Genomic DNA, 17,143 nt, shown 5'->3' on the forward strand with positions numbered 1-17,143 from the left:
ACTCCGTTTTATTTTGTTTTCTGTTTTCAAATATATAAACTAGTGTTCGTTTGTGCAAGTGCTTTTCTGTTTATTTATTTCAAAAAAAAGTTTGCACAACACCTTATACACGCTTTTTTCTCGGATTTCGGTACGGTTTCCAGAAAAAATTTCACAAAAAGCTTCATTTTTCTGGCTGTTGGCCACTGCCATCCATACGGTGCCCACGGGTTTGCCCGGTTCTGCGCCGCCGGGGCCTGCGATTCCGGAGGTGGCTACAGCCCATTCGCAATGGAACTTTTGGCGAGCGCCCTCGGCCATGGCCATGACGGTTTCGGCGCTTACGGCACCCTTCGTATCGAGAATCTCGGCAGGAACATTCAGGAGATTTGCCTTGACTTCGTTCTGGTAGGCGACGATGCCGCCTGCGAGAATTGCCGAAGATCCGGCGATGTCCACGATGTGGCTTGCAACAAGTCCGCCTGTGCAGGATTCTGCGGTGGCTATCATTTCGCCACGCTGGATCAGGGCTTCCTTGATATCGCTTGCCAACTTCTGGATTTCGTTTTGGAGTTCGGCGAGAGAAATCGTGTCAAGTTTGTTTTGCATTTCAGTTCCTTTGATGACTCAAATATACAAATAGCTTGCGACAGAAAATGACACTTTTAAAAAATTCAGGATTTTCTTGAAAAAAGAAAATGAAAGTTCTGAAGAAAATAAAAACGTCGTTCTTTGCGCGGGAGTAAAAATAGTTCTGTTACGACTTTTGTATATTTGCCTTGATGAAATCTCGTTCCTTTATGGTCGGTTTAATGGCTGCTCTTGTGCTTGCCGTATCCGCTTTTGCCGGTTCTCCGTTGCAAAAGGGTGTTACCGGTATTGAAGCCATCGACACGTTGAAGGTGAACGAATGGGATATTCCCACGGAACACAATTCCCTTTTGACCACGATGCTGTTCAGTATCTTGCCTGGTGGCGGCCAATACTATACCGGACATTATGTGCGAGGTGGCTTCATCACAGGTGTGGAATTGGGTCTTGTTTACGACGTGTTTTTTAACAAGTCCTACCAGTACGACCGTGTCATGGAACAGGCGGAACCGTTCCGGGACTCTGTTTCCCATTATACGCAGCTCATCATGGACTCTCCCCGCGATAGTATCCAGTATTATCAAAGTAGACGTCTTGAATATGTGAACCGAGTGCGAGCCTACAGCGACAAGAAAATGGAGCAGGAAGACCTGCGTAAGGCGGAAATGGCCTGGCTGTGCGGCGTGCAACTTTACAGTATGTTCGATGCATTTGGCATTTGGTACAATAACAATCATCGCAGTGTTGAACTGCGAGACATGAAAAAGGCTTTGCTGTGGGGGCTCATTCCTGGCTTTGGTCAGATGTACAATGGAGAATTTGGTAAGGCTGGTCTTTTGTACATGAGCTTTATCGGTTCCGGTGTAAGTGTCTGGACTTCCCAGAACATGGTTGAATATTACCTGGACCGAAAGCATGTCCTGGAAGCGGAAAATTCAAACTCCGCAGAATTGGACCGTGTAACAGAAAGGGTCACGTACTATAGAAAAAATAGAAACCAGTATATTTGGGCTTCTGCGTTACTTTATTTGTATTCTATTGCGGATGCTGTTGTGGACGCCTTGCTCAGCGACTTTGACAATCCGATTCACATGGCTGTTGTCCCCAATTTCCTTGGCGGGGCGCAGGCGATGTTTACCTTTGACTTTTAACCAATCTTTAACGGCCTCATTTGGATGCCGTCGTGGATCTTAGCGAAGGTTCCGCGGTAGTGGCCTTCGGCGTCGCGCTTGAATTCAAACTTCGTCACCATGGTGTAGCTGAAAGCTCCTTCCACGAACTGGTCGTCGGGGAGGCCGCAGGCGAAGTGCTGCAATGCTGCGATAACGCCGGCGTGGCTGATCCAGAGGAATTCTCCATCGTCGTCCAAAGAGTCCAGTAGGCTCTGGACGCGTTTGTCGATGTCGTAGAAGCATTCGCCGTTGGGGAATCTGAAACCGCGGAGGTCATTGGCCCAGCCCTGCATCTGTTCGCGGGGAACTGCGGTCAGCTTCTGGCCTTCCCAGTCGCCAAAGTTAATCTCGATGATTTCGTCGCGCTTTTCCATGGGGAGGCCGGTAGCCTCGGAAGCCTTTTCTGCAAGACGCAGGCAGCGGAGAAGCGGGCTGGTGAACATGCGGGTGGGCTTGGCGCCTGCAGCAAGCAGAGCCTTGATGGCGCCTTCGCTTTCTTCCGGGAAAGTGGGGGAGACGTCAAAATCCATACGTCCATAGCAGACGTCGTTAGGATTATAGGGCTTGGAGTGGCGGATGGTCCAGAGAATCATAGATTAGACGAAAGAACGGTGCTTCGCACCTACAGACGAAAGACGAGAGGGGTGCGGGTTAAAGGTTTGCGGTGATGGACGTTTTTTTTGCATGTCATCCTGTACTGGCATGTCATCCTGAACGTAGTGAAGGATCTAGCAAAAAAAATAACCCGTGGTTTTTAGTCCGTCGGGTTAATAAAAAAATCCTAGGCTACCTGAGCACATAAAAATTCGCAAGTCCGTTGCTGCTTTCGCCCTGGCGATTTGCCCACAAATAGTCATTGCGCAGGGCCTAGGACTTCGAATTATAGCTTAATTTGCTGGTTTTGCCAAGGGATTCCCTCAAAATGCCAGAAAAAAGCCGAATTTTGAATTTTGGGCCGTAAGTATATATTCGAAATTTTACAACACAAAGTAAACTTTTGGATACAATTTATGTTGTTCAAAAGATTTTACATGAGATTTTTGCAAAAAAACGTGTTTTTTGTCATTATTTAGCGAAAAAAGTCGGTTTTGTTAACAACTTGTTAACCGTTGGTTGCCCGTGTAACCTTTTTTTAGTATCTTTTGCGGCAGAAAATGGTAAGGTTTTCTACCTTTCCATCTGTATGGGTTGGAAATAAAGGTTCTTTAATAGCACACTAGACCATTTGGAGATGGATTTATGTGGTTTGGAAAAGACGTTTTTAAGCATGTTGCCAGCTCATTGGCAATCGCTCTTGCTGTGGTAGTCCCCTCTCTGGCTGCCGACGTTCGCCCGTTGCGTTTTAATCCCCCTGTCAGTCAGGACCAGGATATCCAGCAGTCTTACTGGAATTACTTGATGCGTTTCAAAATCTGGGGTACCAAAGGGGTATCCCTGGGGTCTCGTGTTGAACTCACGGACAAGACTGGCGCCACCGGTACAGCTACCGGTGATATAACAGTGCGTGGTGAAAAACTGTCTTTGGGTGGTCCTATTGTTTCTGGTCGTGATATCCGATTCGACGGCAATGCTAAGATTACCAAGTTCACCACAGGCCCGACCCGTGTCCAGGGTTCTATGAATGCCTCTCAGAACGAAGGTAATGAATTCCATGGCACCAACTGCTTGAACGCCTCCAACTCGATTACTGAAATCGGTATTAATAATGCAAACGGTCTTTTGGTTCCCGGTAATCCTTTGACTGGAGAATGCGATCCGAAGAAGGTGATTGAAGCAAAGAACGATTTGTCTGTTCCTGTTTTGACGGAAGGATATTCTTACAAGCCTGGAGAGTCTTCTAATCGCGCTGGGCTAAATGTTCCGTCTCGCGAAACGAGGTATATTGATATTCCTCCTGGCGAAGGAATGTACGATATCTATATGGACTATTTGACTTTCGGTGATGACTGGACAAGACTTTATGTCCGTATGCCCGAAGGTGGTCGTTTGACTCGTATTTTCCTGAATAGAACAAATGCTACCCTTCACTATGTAACTTTAAAAGTCATTTATGTGGGTGAAGGTTCTGTCTATAACGAAGCTTCCAATACCTATACCACAGTTGTTAATGAAAAAATTCAGGCCAACGAAGATTACGCTGGTAACTTGCTCATCTATGTACCCCATGATTTGACAATTAAGGCTGACCAGTATGAAATTCAGGGTTCTTTCATTAGTACTGGAAAAATCACTGTTGAAAACCAGATCAAGTTCGCTGGTCAGTTGATTGCTAACGAAATCTATATTGGTGACCAGGTTGATGGTAACGGTTTCCGCTTTGTTCCCTTCGACCCTGCTAAGCCGGACCCGACTCGTATGGGTGACCTGCTTGAAGGTGAGGACGGCGCTCAAAATCTTAATATCTACTTGACCAAGAAAACCGACGCTAAGGTTGAATTCAAGTATTGCTTCTTGTTTGACGGTGATCCTGAAGCTGGTTTGGCAGAAGGTAATGTTCGTGCAAATGCAAACGACATCGTGGCTGACAAGGGTGACTTTGTTCTTTGCGGTGGTGCTGATAACAAGGCTTACTATCATACCGCTGAAGTGAATGCTGGGGAACAGGAACTGGCTAATCCCATTTCCTTGTATGTCAATGATGACATCATGATTGAAAATGATGAATCATTCTCCATCTTCATTTTCGATATGGATGGAGCTGTGTTTAACGGTGATGTGCGTGAAGGTACTTTGCCTATTACCATTATTGATGATGATAAGAAACCGGTTTGCTTTGATACCACCTTGGTCATGAATGAAGACGATTCCTTGTTCTTCAATTTCAATATGCCGGCATATCAGCATGACAGCGTTACTCCGCTTACTGTTGACTACATTGTTCCCATTATCGAAACTCCGGTTCAGGGTCTGACCATTTATGGTGAAACTGTTTTGGCAGATGGTGTGAAGTATCGTCCGATTCCCAAGGACACTCGTTATCAGCCGGCTCTTAATGAATATGGTACACACTATGACTCTTTGGTCTACGCAATTGAAGTGGGCGCAAAAGAAAATCGTCATGGTGTCCGTTCCGAAAGCTGTAAGATTTACATCGATGTAAAACCGGTAAACGACGCTCCTGTGCTGAACGACACCACCATCACCATCCGTGAAAATACTCCGGTGGATTCTATCCTGTTGCAGTTGGTCGGTACCGATGTTGAAAAAGACAAGTTGACCTACGGTGTTGTTGCTGGTGAAGGCGACTCTCACTTCAATTTGATTGGTGCAGTCAAGGATTCCTTGGTTCTCGTTAGTGCTTTGGACTATGAAACTCAGAAGGAACATAAGATTCGCGTTTATGTAACCGATGGCAAACTCAACGATTCCGCCTACGTAACCATCAAGTTGATCGATGAAAACGAAAAGCCGAAGTTCGATGAAGACAAGTATGATTTTGTTGCCGTAGAACACTCCAAGCGTGATTCTCTCCTCGGCCAAATCTCGGCATCCGATGTAGATGCTGCGGACCAGGGCAAGATTACCTACTCCTACAAGTTCATCACTCCTGCTGTGGATGATTCTGCATTCTATCTGTTGCCCTCTGGCGTGATTTCTACAAGAAATCCGGATTCCCTGAACTACGAAAAACTCGATAAGTATGAACTCTGGGCTTACGCAACCGATTCTTTGGGCTTGTACGATTCCGTCAAGGTGACCATTACCGTTGAAGACATCAATGAAGACCCCGCCTTTGAACAGGATAAGTTCTACTACCAGACCAACTTCGTCTCCATTCCGGAAGATGCCAATGCCGGTGAAATCTTTACCTTCAACTTCAGCGATCCTGACTTCAAGAGCATTCTTGACAAGGTTGGCTTCCATCAGTTGAAGCTTACGTTGCTCGATTGTACTGAAAAGGATTGTAAGTTGGGTAGCGCTGATGAAGTTGACGCCAACGTGTCCTCTATGTTCAGCATCAAGATGAATAGCGACAGCACTAGCGGAGTCCTCAGCCTCACAAGCACGGGCGCTTCCAAGCTTAACTATGAAGCTGACTCTACCTACAACTTGATGATTGAAGTTCGCGACAATGTGAAAACCCCGGCCTTGAGCCTTGCTGATACCATTGTTGTTCGCGTCCGTATCACCAACGTGAATGAACAGCCCAAGTTTGACGAAACTGAATACTCCTTCTCTGTGAAGGAACACCAGGTGGATATTGTTAAGGTGGGCGAGGTTCATGCAACCGACGTTGACTTCAAGACCACACTTTCTTATTCTCTTGTTGATGAATCCGGCAAGTTCTCCATTAATGAAAAGACTGGTGCTATCTCTACTAAGGTGTCCCTGGATTACGAAGCAGACTCTGTATATAAGGTTATGGCCTACGTAACTGATAACGATGCTACCAAGCCTCTCAAGGATTCTGTGCCCGTGACCATCAAGGTTATTGACATCAACGAAACCCCGTGGGCCGAAGGTGCCGAATGGGATATTCGAGAAGATGCAACTGCTGGTTATGAACTTGGAAAGATTGATGGCCAGGATCCGGATAAGTACAACAAGAATTTCAATCAGTTGACCTATTCTTGGGCCGATCCGACCGTGCTTGGCGCAGATATCTTTAACATTGATCCTACCTCTGGTAAGGTGACCTTGGCAAAGGGTGGCGTTCTGGATTATGAAAATGAACCTGAAAGAACATATCGCTTAACCGTGAAGATTGCCGACAACGGGGGCTTGGATTCCACCGCTTCTGTTACAATCAATGTTCTTGATGTGAATGAAAAGCCTGTTCTTCGTGACACCACTATCTATGTGCATGAAAATACTCCTACAAAAACGCCTGTCTATACTGTGGTTGCTAATGATCCGGAAAATCAAACCATTAGATACACAATTCTTACGGGAGACCCCAATAAGAGTGACTTTAGCCTTGGGGCTACATCTGGAAAGCTTTCTGTTGCCAAGGAATTGAGCTATAACGAAAAGCCCAAGTATGTCTTTACGGTTCGAGCTTATGATAACGGTTCTCCGGTCATGAGCGATACTGCAACTGTGACTGTCATTATTTTGGATGACAATGACAAACCGCGTTTCTTGGAATTTGAATTTGAATTCCCTGCCTGGGAACATAACCCGGCCGATACCGTGATTGGTCAGTTGGAAGCTGAAGATGACGATGAGAAATCTGAGTTTAATCAGTTGACTTATCGCTTGATTGATGATCCTTCGGGCTTCTTTGCAGTATCTGATAGTGGTGAAGTTTATATTCCTGAAGCAGATGTCTTGGACTATGAACCCATTGCAGAAGATCCCACCTATGTTCTCACTGTTGAAGTTTCTGATGGTGAATTGGCAGATACCGCTTATGTTTTGGTCAAAGTCTTGAATATCAATGAAAAGCCGACCTTGAAGAATTACACCTTCGATGTCAAGGAACATAAGGGTGCCAACGAACCTGTGGGTACCATGAAGGCTACCGACCCGGACCTTAAGGAATCCTTTAGCTACAAAATTATTGGCACCACTTCCTCTGAATTCTCCGTGGGTACGGATGGTGTGATTACCACTAAGAAGGAATTGAACTACGAAACCAAGCAGACCTACTCCTTCAAGGTTGAAGTTTCCGATAAGGGAAATCCGTCTCCCGTACTGAAGGATACTGCAACAATCGTTGTCAAGGTGATCGATATCAACGAAACTCCTTCTGTTGGTGACCAGGAATTTACAATTAAGGAAACTGCAAAGGGATCAGATTCCGTTGGCACTGTTGTTGGTGCTTTCGATAAGGATATCCTTAACGACTACTTCAGCGACCTGATTTACGAAATCTCCGATACCATTGTTGGTGGTGTAGAAACTAAGGGTTCTGATTTCTTTACCATCAACAAGTCTACGGGCAAGATTTCTGTTAAGAGTGGTGTTACCTTCGATTACGAAACCAAGGGTAAGGTTTATTACCTCAAGTTGACTGTAACCGACCATGCTGACCCCTCTAAGGAAGACAAGCCTTTGAGCGTAACATCCTTGATTACCATCAATATCGAAGATGTTCCGGAACCGCCGAAATTCCCCCAGGATGATTACGAATTCGACGTGAATGAAAATTCTCCGGAAGGAGTCGTTGTTGGTGAACTTTCTGCAGATGACAAGGATGAAAACGAAAAACTGGTTTACAGCTTGAAGAACCTTGATGGTTCTGTAAGCAGCCAGTTCAAGGTTTCCTATGCCAACAACAAGGCTGTTATCAAGGTCGAAGACAATGCTGGCCTGGACTACGAAACGTTGGCTCATTACGAAGTCATGGTCATCGTTACTGACAAGAGCAACTTGAGCGATACCGCCAAGGTGATCATCACCGTTAACGATGTCAATGAAAAGCCGACTATTGAAGAACAGTACTTCAGCCTCCCTGAAAATAAGAAGGCTAATTACAAGCTCTCTGGTTCTGTCCAGTCTGACGACTTGGATACCGCTTCTGTCTACAGAAAGAATCACTACGAAGCAGTGGGCGGCGATACCGACTTGTTCACCTTGAATCGTAGGGGAGAAATCTACGCTAAGCAGACCATGGACTATGAAGCATGGGTTGACAGCGGAAGAACAACCTTTGTCTTGGAAGTCAAGGTTGTGGATGATGAAGTTGATACCTTGTTCGCTATCGAAAACATTTATATCGACCTGCTCGATGTGAATGAAAAGCCCTCTGTAATCACGGACTCCATGGAAATCGCAGAACATTCTTCTGTGGGTGACCTGGTGGGTATGCTTGAAGCAAAGGACCCGGATCTTTACAAGACTTCCTTTACCTTTGCCTTGGATAGTTCTTCCAGCGTGTTCTCTGTTGATGCCGATGGTTCTGTTCGCGTAAAGGATAGCGGCAAACTTGATTATGAAAATATGGATCACCAGTACATCATTTACGTGAATGTTGTGGATGATTCTGGCGCCGTGTCCGATACAAAGCCGGTGGTGATTTCCGTCATTGACGTGAACGAACCTCCTGTATTGAGAGATACAATCCTGTACATTAGCGAAGCTGCAAGCCCAGATACAATCTTCGCTCAAATCTCTGGCAAGGATCCGGATAAGTACAACGAAGCCTTCAGCAAGTTGACTTATGAAATGATTTCTGTCAAGGATACCTTCGACTTCTTGGAAGATGGTTCTGCCAAGTTGCTGCGTGGCCTGGACTACGAAGCAATCCAGAGCTATGTACGTAGGGTTCGTGTTACTGATGGTGAATACAGCGATACAGCAAATGTGCTCATCAAGGTGATCAACGTTGTTGAATCTACCATTGTGGACATCATTGAAATTGAAGATCCTGATACCTTGGTTACCAATCCGGATACCATCTACACCAACGTTCCTGAAAAGCATATTACATGGCTTGAAGACGGTAGAAAGTACGAATCCGATACTACCTTGGTAAATGGCAAGAATATCATTGAAAGATGCTTCTGGGATAGAACCAAGGATTATGAAGGTTGCGATACCGTTGTTATCTTCTTCAGTGATTCTAAGCCGATTGTAACTATCGACGCAGACCGCCCGGATATCAAGGCTGAAAACGTCTATACGATTGTGGAACAGAAGGATGAAGGTGATACCAATGTTTACGTGAACACCAAAAAGAAGGAAGTGGAAATTTCCATTGTCGATACCGCTTCCGGTGTGAAGAACAAGACGTTCACTGTAAACCTTGATCTTGTTGATAGCGTTGCTGTTCCCAAGAAGGCTTTGAAGGAAGTCAATTCCATTGCTGGCGGCGTTACCATCAAGGACGGTAGCGATGTCGAAACGACCAAGGTCAAGATTACTGGAACAGACAATGTTGTTGTTTCCTACTCTGATTATGTGGTTGTTGATGGCAAGAAGATTCCGGTAACTGTGTCCTACACTACCGATGGTGATGACGAAGTCGTGGAAACCGAAATCATCAACAAGAAGGGCAAGGTTGAAAAGATTCAGGTAATCACCGTTTCCTACACCACAAAGGTTGATGGTAAGGATGTGGTTATTTCCTACCAGGCTGATGCAGAAACTGGTGAGGTACTGAAGACTACTGCAGGTGGCAAGCTCACCAGAGCAGAACAGTCCAATTCCGTGGCCAACGCCCAGGATGCTGTGGGTACCTATACGGTTTCCTACACTTGCGAAGAAAAGGGTAACACTGTTAATGTCAGCTACGTGATTGACGATGAAGGTGACTTCGTGACTAATGAAGATGGAGACATTGGTTACTCCGTATCTTACACCTACGTGAACAAGTTTGGCAATTCCGCAACCAAGTCCGTGTACATCGTTCTGGATCAGGTTGGCCCGAAGGTTGAAATTCTCGATCCGTCCAAGGATGCCAAGCTCCAGGTTGTCAGCTCCAACTTCATTGGCGTGAAGTGGACTGTGAATGGCGAAGTTCAGGATACCTTGACTACCCAGGGCCTTGAAAAGGGCTTGAATGCCATCGTTCGCTTCTATCGCGACAAGGCTGGTAACGAATCTTCTGACACCGTATTCGTTATTATGAAGAACGGTAAGGCTATCGAAATTGCTGTTGAACAGCCTGTCACTGTTATCACTCGTGAAAAGGTCGATGAATACTATTCTGAACATCAGCCTGCAGAAAACCAGACTTATGCAGTAAGTATTTTGAACCCGTCTACTGGTGTTGAAGTTGAGACCCTGGTTGGTGGCAAGGGCAAGCCTAAGAAGGGTAGTGGTGAAGAACCTTATCCTGGTGTTGAAGAAGTCAACCACCTTGGCCCCACCTTGATCATGGACTTCAAGCTGCCGGTTATCAAGCAACTTGATGAAAATGACGCAATGGGTGGCATCAATACCGGTGTCGTTGGTGGCCTCGCTACTTTGGACGACATTATGAATGCCGGTGGTGATATTCCGCTGGATGGTGTGGACGCCCATAATGGTGAAAAGATCTCCGCTGCAGAGTATGTCGAAAAGTACTGTGCCGATGGATTCAAGCTTGGTTCTGACTACAGCAAGATTAACCTGTACAATACCAAGGCTGACGTGAAGATCTGGGTTTACACAACCTTGGGTGGCTTTGTGAACTACTACCACTTCTCTCAGGATATGAACGATCCTAGCTACACCAATGAAGGTGGCGTCACGAAGCTCTTCTTCGAAATGAAACCGGATAAGAATGGTGACGTTCGTACCGATGATGGCCGTCTGCTGGCTTCCGGTTCCTATGTTTACAAGGTGGAAGTCAAGGTTCGTTCCGAACTGCAGTGCGACCTGCCGCCGATTGGAGTTTCCTCCAGTCCGAGAAAGGGCGACGTTATTCGAAACGACGAACAGCTGCTGAAGAACTTCGGTTACAAGCGTCCTCACGAAAAGTAACGAAATCTTTTGATAAATCAATTAAAGGACCTGCTTTAGGGCAGGCCCTTTATTATTTTTTGTTGAGTATAAGTGAGGTTAATATGGGTATTGAAGAACGTTCCACATTGGTTTATTCAACCGGCGTCGGACGCATCAAACAGGAAAAGCCGAAGGCAGAACGCCCACAGGGTGATGGAGTCGTCCGAATTCAATTGAAACGTCTTGGCGGCGGAAAAATGGCCAGTGTGGTTACTGGAGTGCCGTTGGACGAGGATGAATTGAAGGAACTTGGCCGCGAATTGAAGCAGAAATGCGGGGTAGGTGGCTCCGTCAAGGATTTTAATATTGAAATTCAGGGTGACAAGCGAAATATCCTGAAAACTGAACTGGAAAAAAGGGGCTATACGGTCAAATTGGCTGGTGGCTAGGGGTTGATTTATATCACCAAGGTGAAAAAAATCCCCCCATTTGAACGAAAAAAGCATATTTTCCTCTATATACAAAGTAGTCGAGGTTCTATGTTCGGCAAATTCTCTTTTATTCATGTCGCTGCCGTTATGGCATTAGCTCCGTCTTTGGCCTTCTCGGCCTCTGCCGCAGGTAAGGTTCGTTCTGCATTGGGCTCTGTTGACCGTATGAAAGCTAAGCAGACGGAATGGTCCGCTCTTCGCGTTGGTGCCAATATTTACCAGTCCGATAAGGTCCGCACCGGCATGGAATCAGAAGTTATTTTTGGTCTGCCTGATGGAAGTACCATTACTATCGCAGAAAATGCTGAAGTGGAAATGTCCAACCTTCTGGAACCTAATGGACAGGGTGGCTTTGAAACCAAGTTCGACATCAAGAAGGGACATATCAACTTTGCTGTCCATAAACTTCAGGACAAGAATTCCAAGTTCCTCTTCAAGACCGGAACAGCAACTGCATCTATTCGCGGTACCGAAGGTTATGTTGGCGGTGAAGGCGTGTTCTTCGCAGGTTTGAAGACCGGTAAGCTTGAAATTACCCCGGAAGGCAAGACTGAACCGATTTCCATTGTCGCCGGTGAAACCACCTTCGGCAAGGATTCCCTGGTTGTGGTGAAACTTGCTTCTTCCGGTAACGCCCGCTTTGCCAAGAAACTTGAAAAGCTCTTGACTGAATCCAAGAAGCCTATGCAGGAACTTATCGAAGAGGTCAAGCAGGCTGACGAAGCCTTCCAGGAAACTTTGAAGGCTGAAGCAGAAGCTGCCGCTGCAGCTGTTCCCATGAATAGCTTCTCCGTTTCTACAATCTCCCCGGTTGAAGTTTGCGACCAGGGCTTGACTGTCGAAGGTTTCTACAAGACTACAGACGAAACTGCAACCTTGGTTGTGAACATTGGTGGCAGCTACCAGTCTTCTAACTTGATCCGCGCCGCAGACGGCAACGTCCATTCCTTTGCCCATAAGATCGTTATTAATGATGAAAACGGCCTTTGGACTGCAAACAAGGCTGTGGTCTCCTTTGCTGGTGCAGGCGTTAAGGATTCCAAGACCATCAATCTTCAGGTCAACAAGGCTTGCCTTGACGTGAATACCAAGATCCCGACGGTGACGATTCCTTCTTACGATTCCCTCCGTTGTGTTGCAAATCTTTCCATTGGCGATATGCAGGGCGATGCTGCAATTCTCTCCATTAGCACTGATGGTTCCCAGTCTTCCGAAGAAGCTATTACGAGAAATGCCCAGCAGAGAATGAAACTCAAGAACGGCGTTCACGAATACGTTGTCAGGGTTGAAGACCAGGCTGGAAACAAGTCCGAAATTGAAAAGACCATGGGCTGCTATCCTGCAAAACGTTTCAATGTTGATGTTGTCGGTGCTGCAAGAGAAGAACTCAAGGTTCCGCCTCCGCCTCCTGTTCCGGGTAAGGTATTGGACAACCGCATCATGAGAACTTTGCAGTTCAAGATTCGTACTCCTGAAAACGACCCCAGTCAGTTGTACAAGGTTCTTGTAAAGCAAAACGGAAATATTATATTACAGGAAACGTTGTCCCAGATCCAGAATATGGATTATCAGATACCTGTGGAATTGGTCCGTGGCACCGTTAGCCGCATTGACATTGAGGTAACTCATAAGAGCGGATATAAGGCCAAGGCCAAAAAGGTTTATGAGGTTCGTTAATGAAGTTTAGAGTTTGGGCTCTAACAGCAATTTGCATGGCACTCCACGTGAGTGCTTTTGCTGTTGAAAACGGTTCCGAATTAAGCGGTGCCGTTTCTGGTTTTTTGAAAAAAAGTAATTCTCCGTTCCTGGTGAAGGAAACGATCGTGGTGCCTGATGGCAAGGCTCTCATTGTGGAAGCTGGTGTCGAGGTTCGTTTTAACGAGGGAGCTGGCCTTGATGTCCGTGGAGGATCTCTCGCTGTGATGGGCGAGTCTAGCAATCCTGTGACATTTACCAGTGCTGCGGGAACATGGAACGGTGTTACCATTACCGGCATCAAGCGTTCCGAGGTTCAGGGTCTCCAGCTTACCAATTCAGAATATGGTTTTGTTGTTGAAAGTGGTGCCTTGGAAATTAGAGACGCAGACTTTGATGGCGTCGAAAAGGCGGCTGTTTATGCCCGTAATGGCTCTGTAGATATTCAGTGGAGCAAGATTCGAAACAGCAAGAACATTGGCGTCTGGGCAACACAGAGTGCTGCCGTTAGCATCGATGGCTCTACGCTTGAAAAGAACCGTGTTGCTGTTGTTGCTACCGATGCTGCAGAAGTTTCCTTCCAGTCTTCCAAGTTGATTGACAATGAAGTTGCCTTGCTTGATTTTGGGGATAACCATGTCAAGCAAAGAAATTCCTTGATTCAAGAAAACCGTTATGGCCTTGTTTCCAAGGAAGTTCCTGATGCTGATATTCGTCGTGCTTTGAACAAGAATGACAAGGATCTGGATCAAAATCTTGATGCAGTGGCTGCAACTTTGGGTGAAGAACCCCGCAATCCTTTTGCTGACGGAATGAAACTGGTTACCGTCAAGAAGAAGAATGCTGCCGATTCCGTGTGGAAGATTTCCGGTAACGCAGGCATGGCCCTTGGCTACCATGAAGTCTTGACCCGCCATCATTATTCCAATACACCCTATATTTCCGACACTGTTGAAATTAAGAAGGGTGACAAATACATAAACTACTTCCAGGTGCCAGGTCTTTTCGCCAACTGGAATGCGAATGTGATGATGGAATCTCCGGATGGTAGAACCTTTGAGTTCTCTGCCGATATTTCCAATGATATTTGGGACAAGTTTGCTATCCATAACTTGCAGGCTGTTTACACGGACCGCTATCAGCGAGCTGCCTTGGGTGATGTGGATCTGAAGGCTGGCGGACTCTATCTGGAAGGAATCAACTTGTTTGGTGGTTCCTATGACTTGAATATTTTTGTCAATTCTCCTAAGGATCCCATGTTCCAGATTAGCGCCTTCGGCGGTGAATATCGTGCTCCCAAATATGTGAATGAGAAAAACTACGATATTTACAAGGACATGGTCGAAGATGGGGAAGCTGAAGCCCAGAACATGGTGGCTGGCGGCAAGATTCGCTGGAATATGCATAGCCGTTTTAATGGTACCCTGGGTTTCATTGGTAGCAAGGACTTCCTTGAAGATCCGCTGCTGCGTGAAGGCATGGACCCTGATGTCAATACATCAAGCCCTATCATGACAACCCACAATTTCTTTGCTGACGGAAACTGGCTGTTCTTCCCTGGAGACATTAAGTTGAATGGTCAGGTGGCCGTTGGTGCTGCCGATACGCTGAACGCCGCAAAAATTCGTGCCATTAATGAAATCTTTGCTAGAGAAAATCTCAATTCTTCCAACTTCTCCTTGTTGAACAAGTTGATGAAGAATGATAGGGATGTTAATAAGTTGTCTGATGAAGAACTTCTGTCCATCTTTGGCGATAACGTCATGATGACCAAGGCGGAAAAAATTGAAAAGTTGAAGAACGTTCTTGCTGAAGCAAAGAATGCTGCAAAAAACTACAAGAACAATGCCGACAAGCCTACACACAAGGACTTCTGGAGTTATGAACATTGGGCTGTCGCAGGCTCCTATGAATGGTCCAGCGATAACACCTTTATTGAAGGTTTCTTCCGCTATGTTGGTGGCGAGTACTATAGTGCAGGTTCCCCGGACTTGCTGCAGAATACCCGCAGGCTTGGTGGTAACTTGAAACAGAAAATCAGTGATTTCTGGAAGTTGAATTTCGGTTACACCATGAATATTGAAAACGCATCCAATACCAAGGGCGCTTACAATATCTTCGGCTTGGGTGAGTTCTCCAAATGGGGACTTTCTGGTGCAGAATCTGATTCCTTGGCGAAGTACGAGGACTCCGCCAATCGAACCCTTTATATTCATGATGCATATTTAGGAAATGACTTCAAGATCAATGATAAGATTGACTTGTCCGTTAAGTATTCCGTTGACTATAGAACACGTAGCACTTCTCAGAAACTCTTTGCTGACTATGCTGCTGAGTCTGGTGTCTTTGATGATCCGTGGTTCCAGGCTAGAGAGAATAAGGCCACGGTGACTCTTCGTGATACTATGGAAATTGACTCTGCTCGCTGGGCTCAGTACTATGATCTCCGTATAGAAGAAAACTTGGCTCATCAATTTGATGAACGCCTCTTGAAACACACTGCAGAGTTGAATGCAAGCATCAAGCTTCCCAACAATGTTCTTCGCGTGGGCGGTGTCTGGGTTTATCGTACCGACTTGTCCAAGTTTATTCAAGATGACTTGATTAAGGATTTGAAGTTCAAGGACGAAACCTTTGGAATTCTTGGCTATTATTTCCATGGTGGAGATTACTTTGAACAGCGCTATCCGATTTCCTTGACAACAAAGGTTGATGACTTTAGAAACATGTTTGCCTTTGTTCCTCGTTACAAGATTTACAACCGTAACGATATGACGGAATTTGAATGGACTGTCATGGATAATATGAGTTTCCCGATTTCTAAGAACCTTCTGGATCTATCCTTGAATGGTGGCGTTCGTCAAAACTTCCTGGACTATAAGCAGGACGGTAAGAAGGTTCATGAGATGGAATTGGATATTGAAGGATCTGCTTCCTTGAGAGTCCACCATACCGCATCGTTGTATTCCGACTGGACCTTGGGTGCAATCTTCAATTACCGCCCTGATAACCGCGCAGATGAATACAAGGATATTTTCTGCAGCGCAGCTCTGAATTACGATTTCTAATGCATATTGGTTGTCATCTTTCTTCTTCTGAAGGCTTTTTCGCCATGGGGCAGGCCGCTCTTTCAATAGGTGCGGATACTTTCCAGTTCTTTACCCGAAATCCTCGCGGTGGGGCGGCAAAGCCTTTTGACAAGGTCGATGCTGCGAAGCTTGTGGACTTGCTGCAAGCTAATGGATTTGCTCCGATTCTTGCTCATGCTCCTTATACATTGAACGCCTGCGCTGCCGACGAAGGACTTCGTCAGTATGCTCTGGACGTAATGAAGGACGACATGATGCGAATGGATCATTTTCCTGGTGCCATGTACAATTTCCACCCGGGAAGTCATGTGAAGCAGGGGGTGGATGTCGGTATCACGTACATTTCCTCCATGTTGAATCAGTTGTTGAAACCGGAGCAGAAGACTACCGTGCTTTTGGAGACTATGGCGGGGAAGGGCTCCGAGGTTGGAAGAACCTTTGAGGAACTTAGGGAAATTCTTGATCGTGTAGAACTTTCGGACAAGATGGGCGTCTGCATGGATACTTGCCACGTCTTTGACGGTGGGTACGACATTGTAAACCACTTGGATGATGTGCTGGAACAGTTCGACAAAGTTATTGGCTTGAATAAACTTAAGGCCGTTCATCTGAACGATAGCAAGAACCCTATGGGTAGCCACAAGGACCGTCACGAAGTGATTGGTGGTGGATTTATCGGTTTGGATGCCCTGGTTGGTGTTGTTAACCATCCAGCTTTGAAGAACCTGCCGTTCTATCTGGAAACTCCCAACGAATTGCCTGGCTATGCAGCCGAAATAAAGTTGATGCGCAGTAAGGCTGTTTAATGGTGCCG

General features: G+C 46.0%; 8 protein-coding genes and 1 other RNA gene. 6 read left to right on the forward strand and 3 right to left on the reverse strand.

Features of this window, described 5'->3' with window-relative positions:
* Window positions 1–39: 39 nt before the first annotated feature.
* Window positions 40–588: a CinA family protein gene (locus MJZ25_08615; protein MCQ2124228.1), complete on the reverse strand. Its 549-nt coding sequence runs from the start codon at window positions 586–588 to the stop codon at window positions 40–42.
* A gap of 173 nt (window positions 589–761) precedes the next feature.
* Between MJZ25_08615 and MJZ25_08620 the strand changes: the two genes are divergently transcribed.
* Window positions 762–1,721: a DUF5683 domain-containing protein gene (locus MJZ25_08620; GenBank protein ID MCQ2124229.1), complete on the forward strand. Its 960-nt coding sequence runs from the start codon at window positions 762–764 to the stop codon at window positions 1,719–1,721.
* On the opposite strand, the gene MJZ25_08625 is transcribed toward MJZ25_08620, so the two are convergent.
* A complete protein-coding gene (locus tag MJZ25_08625; protein MCQ2124230.1) occupies window positions 1,718–2,335 on the reverse strand; it encodes a histidine phosphatase family protein in 618 nt (205 codons plus the stop codon). The two genes, MJZ25_08620 and MJZ25_08625, sit on opposite strands and share 4 nt — an antisense overlap.
* A gap of 183 nt (window positions 2,336–2,518) precedes the next feature.
* Window positions 2,519–2,615, reverse strand: an RNA gene (ffs, locus tag MJZ25_08630) — signal recognition particle sRNA small type.
* 366 nt (window positions 2,616–2,981) lie between these two features.
* Here ffs and MJZ25_08635 point away from each other — a divergent pair.
* From MJZ25_08635 to MJZ25_08655, 5 genes are all read left to right on the forward strand, one after another.
* Window positions 2,982–11,093 carry a cadherin repeat domain-containing protein gene (locus MJZ25_08635; protein ID MCQ2124231.1) on the forward strand — a complete coding sequence of 2,704 codons (8,112 nt, stop codon included), beginning with the start codon at window positions 2,982–2,984 and terminating at the stop codon, window positions 11,091–11,093.
* An 83-nt stretch (window positions 11,094–11,176) separates the two neighbouring features.
* Complete coding sequence (locus MJZ25_08640) at window positions 11,177–11,503, forward strand: stress response translation initiation inhibitor YciH (protein MCQ2124232.1); 327 nt, start codon at window positions 11,177–11,179, stop codon at window positions 11,501–11,503.
* A 90-nt stretch (window positions 11,504–11,593) separates the two neighbouring features.
* Entirely contained in the window at window positions 11,594–13,222 is a 1,629-nt protein-coding gene (locus tag MJZ25_08645) for a FecR family protein (protein MCQ2124233.1), read from the forward strand.
* A complete protein-coding gene (locus MJZ25_08650; protein ID MCQ2124234.1) occupies window positions 13,222–16,308 on the forward strand; it encodes a hypothetical protein in 3,087 nt (1,028 codons plus the stop codon). Before MJZ25_08645 ends, MJZ25_08650 begins: the two co-directional genes overlap by 1 nt.
* Window positions 16,308–17,135 carry a deoxyribonuclease IV gene (locus MJZ25_08655; GenBank protein MCQ2124235.1) on the forward strand — a complete coding sequence of 276 codons (828 nt, stop codon included), beginning with the start codon at window positions 16,308–16,310 and terminating at the stop codon, window positions 17,133–17,135. Before MJZ25_08650 ends, MJZ25_08655 begins: the two co-directional genes overlap by 1 nt.
* Window positions 17,136–17,143: the final 8 nt, after the last annotated feature.

It is taken from the genome of Fibrobacter sp., from assembly GCA_024399065.1.
Lineage (GTDB): Bacteria > Fibrobacterota > Fibrobacteria > Fibrobacterales > Fibrobacteraceae > Fibrobacter.

Coding starts and splice junctions, on each gene's coding strand:
- MJZ25_08615 (MCQ2124228.1), bottom strand. CDS start 588: ATGCAAAACAAACTTGACACGATTTCTCTCGCCGAACTCCAAAACGAA.
- MJZ25_08620 (MCQ2124229.1), top strand. CDS start 762: ATGAAATCTCGTTCCTTTATGGTCGGTTTAATGGCTGCTCTTGTGCTT.
- MJZ25_08625 (MCQ2124230.1), bottom strand. CDS start 2,335: ATGATTCTCTGGACCATCCGCCACTCCAAGCCCTATAATCCTAACGAC.
- MJZ25_08635 (MCQ2124231.1), top strand. CDS start 2,982: ATGTGGTTTGGAAAAGACGTTTTTAAGCATGTTGCCAGCTCATTGGCA.
- MJZ25_08640 (MCQ2124232.1), top strand. CDS start 11,177: ATGGGTATTGAAGAACGTTCCACATTGGTTTATTCAACCGGCGTCGGA.
- MJZ25_08645 (MCQ2124233.1), top strand. CDS start 11,594: ATGTTCGGCAAATTCTCTTTTATTCATGTCGCTGCCGTTATGGCATTA.
- MJZ25_08650 (MCQ2124234.1), top strand. CDS start 13,222: ATGAAGTTTAGAGTTTGGGCTCTAACAGCAATTTGCATGGCACTCCAC.
- MJZ25_08655 (MCQ2124235.1), top strand. CDS start 16,308: ATGCATATTGGTTGTCATCTTTCTTCTTCTGAAGGCTTTTTCGCCATG.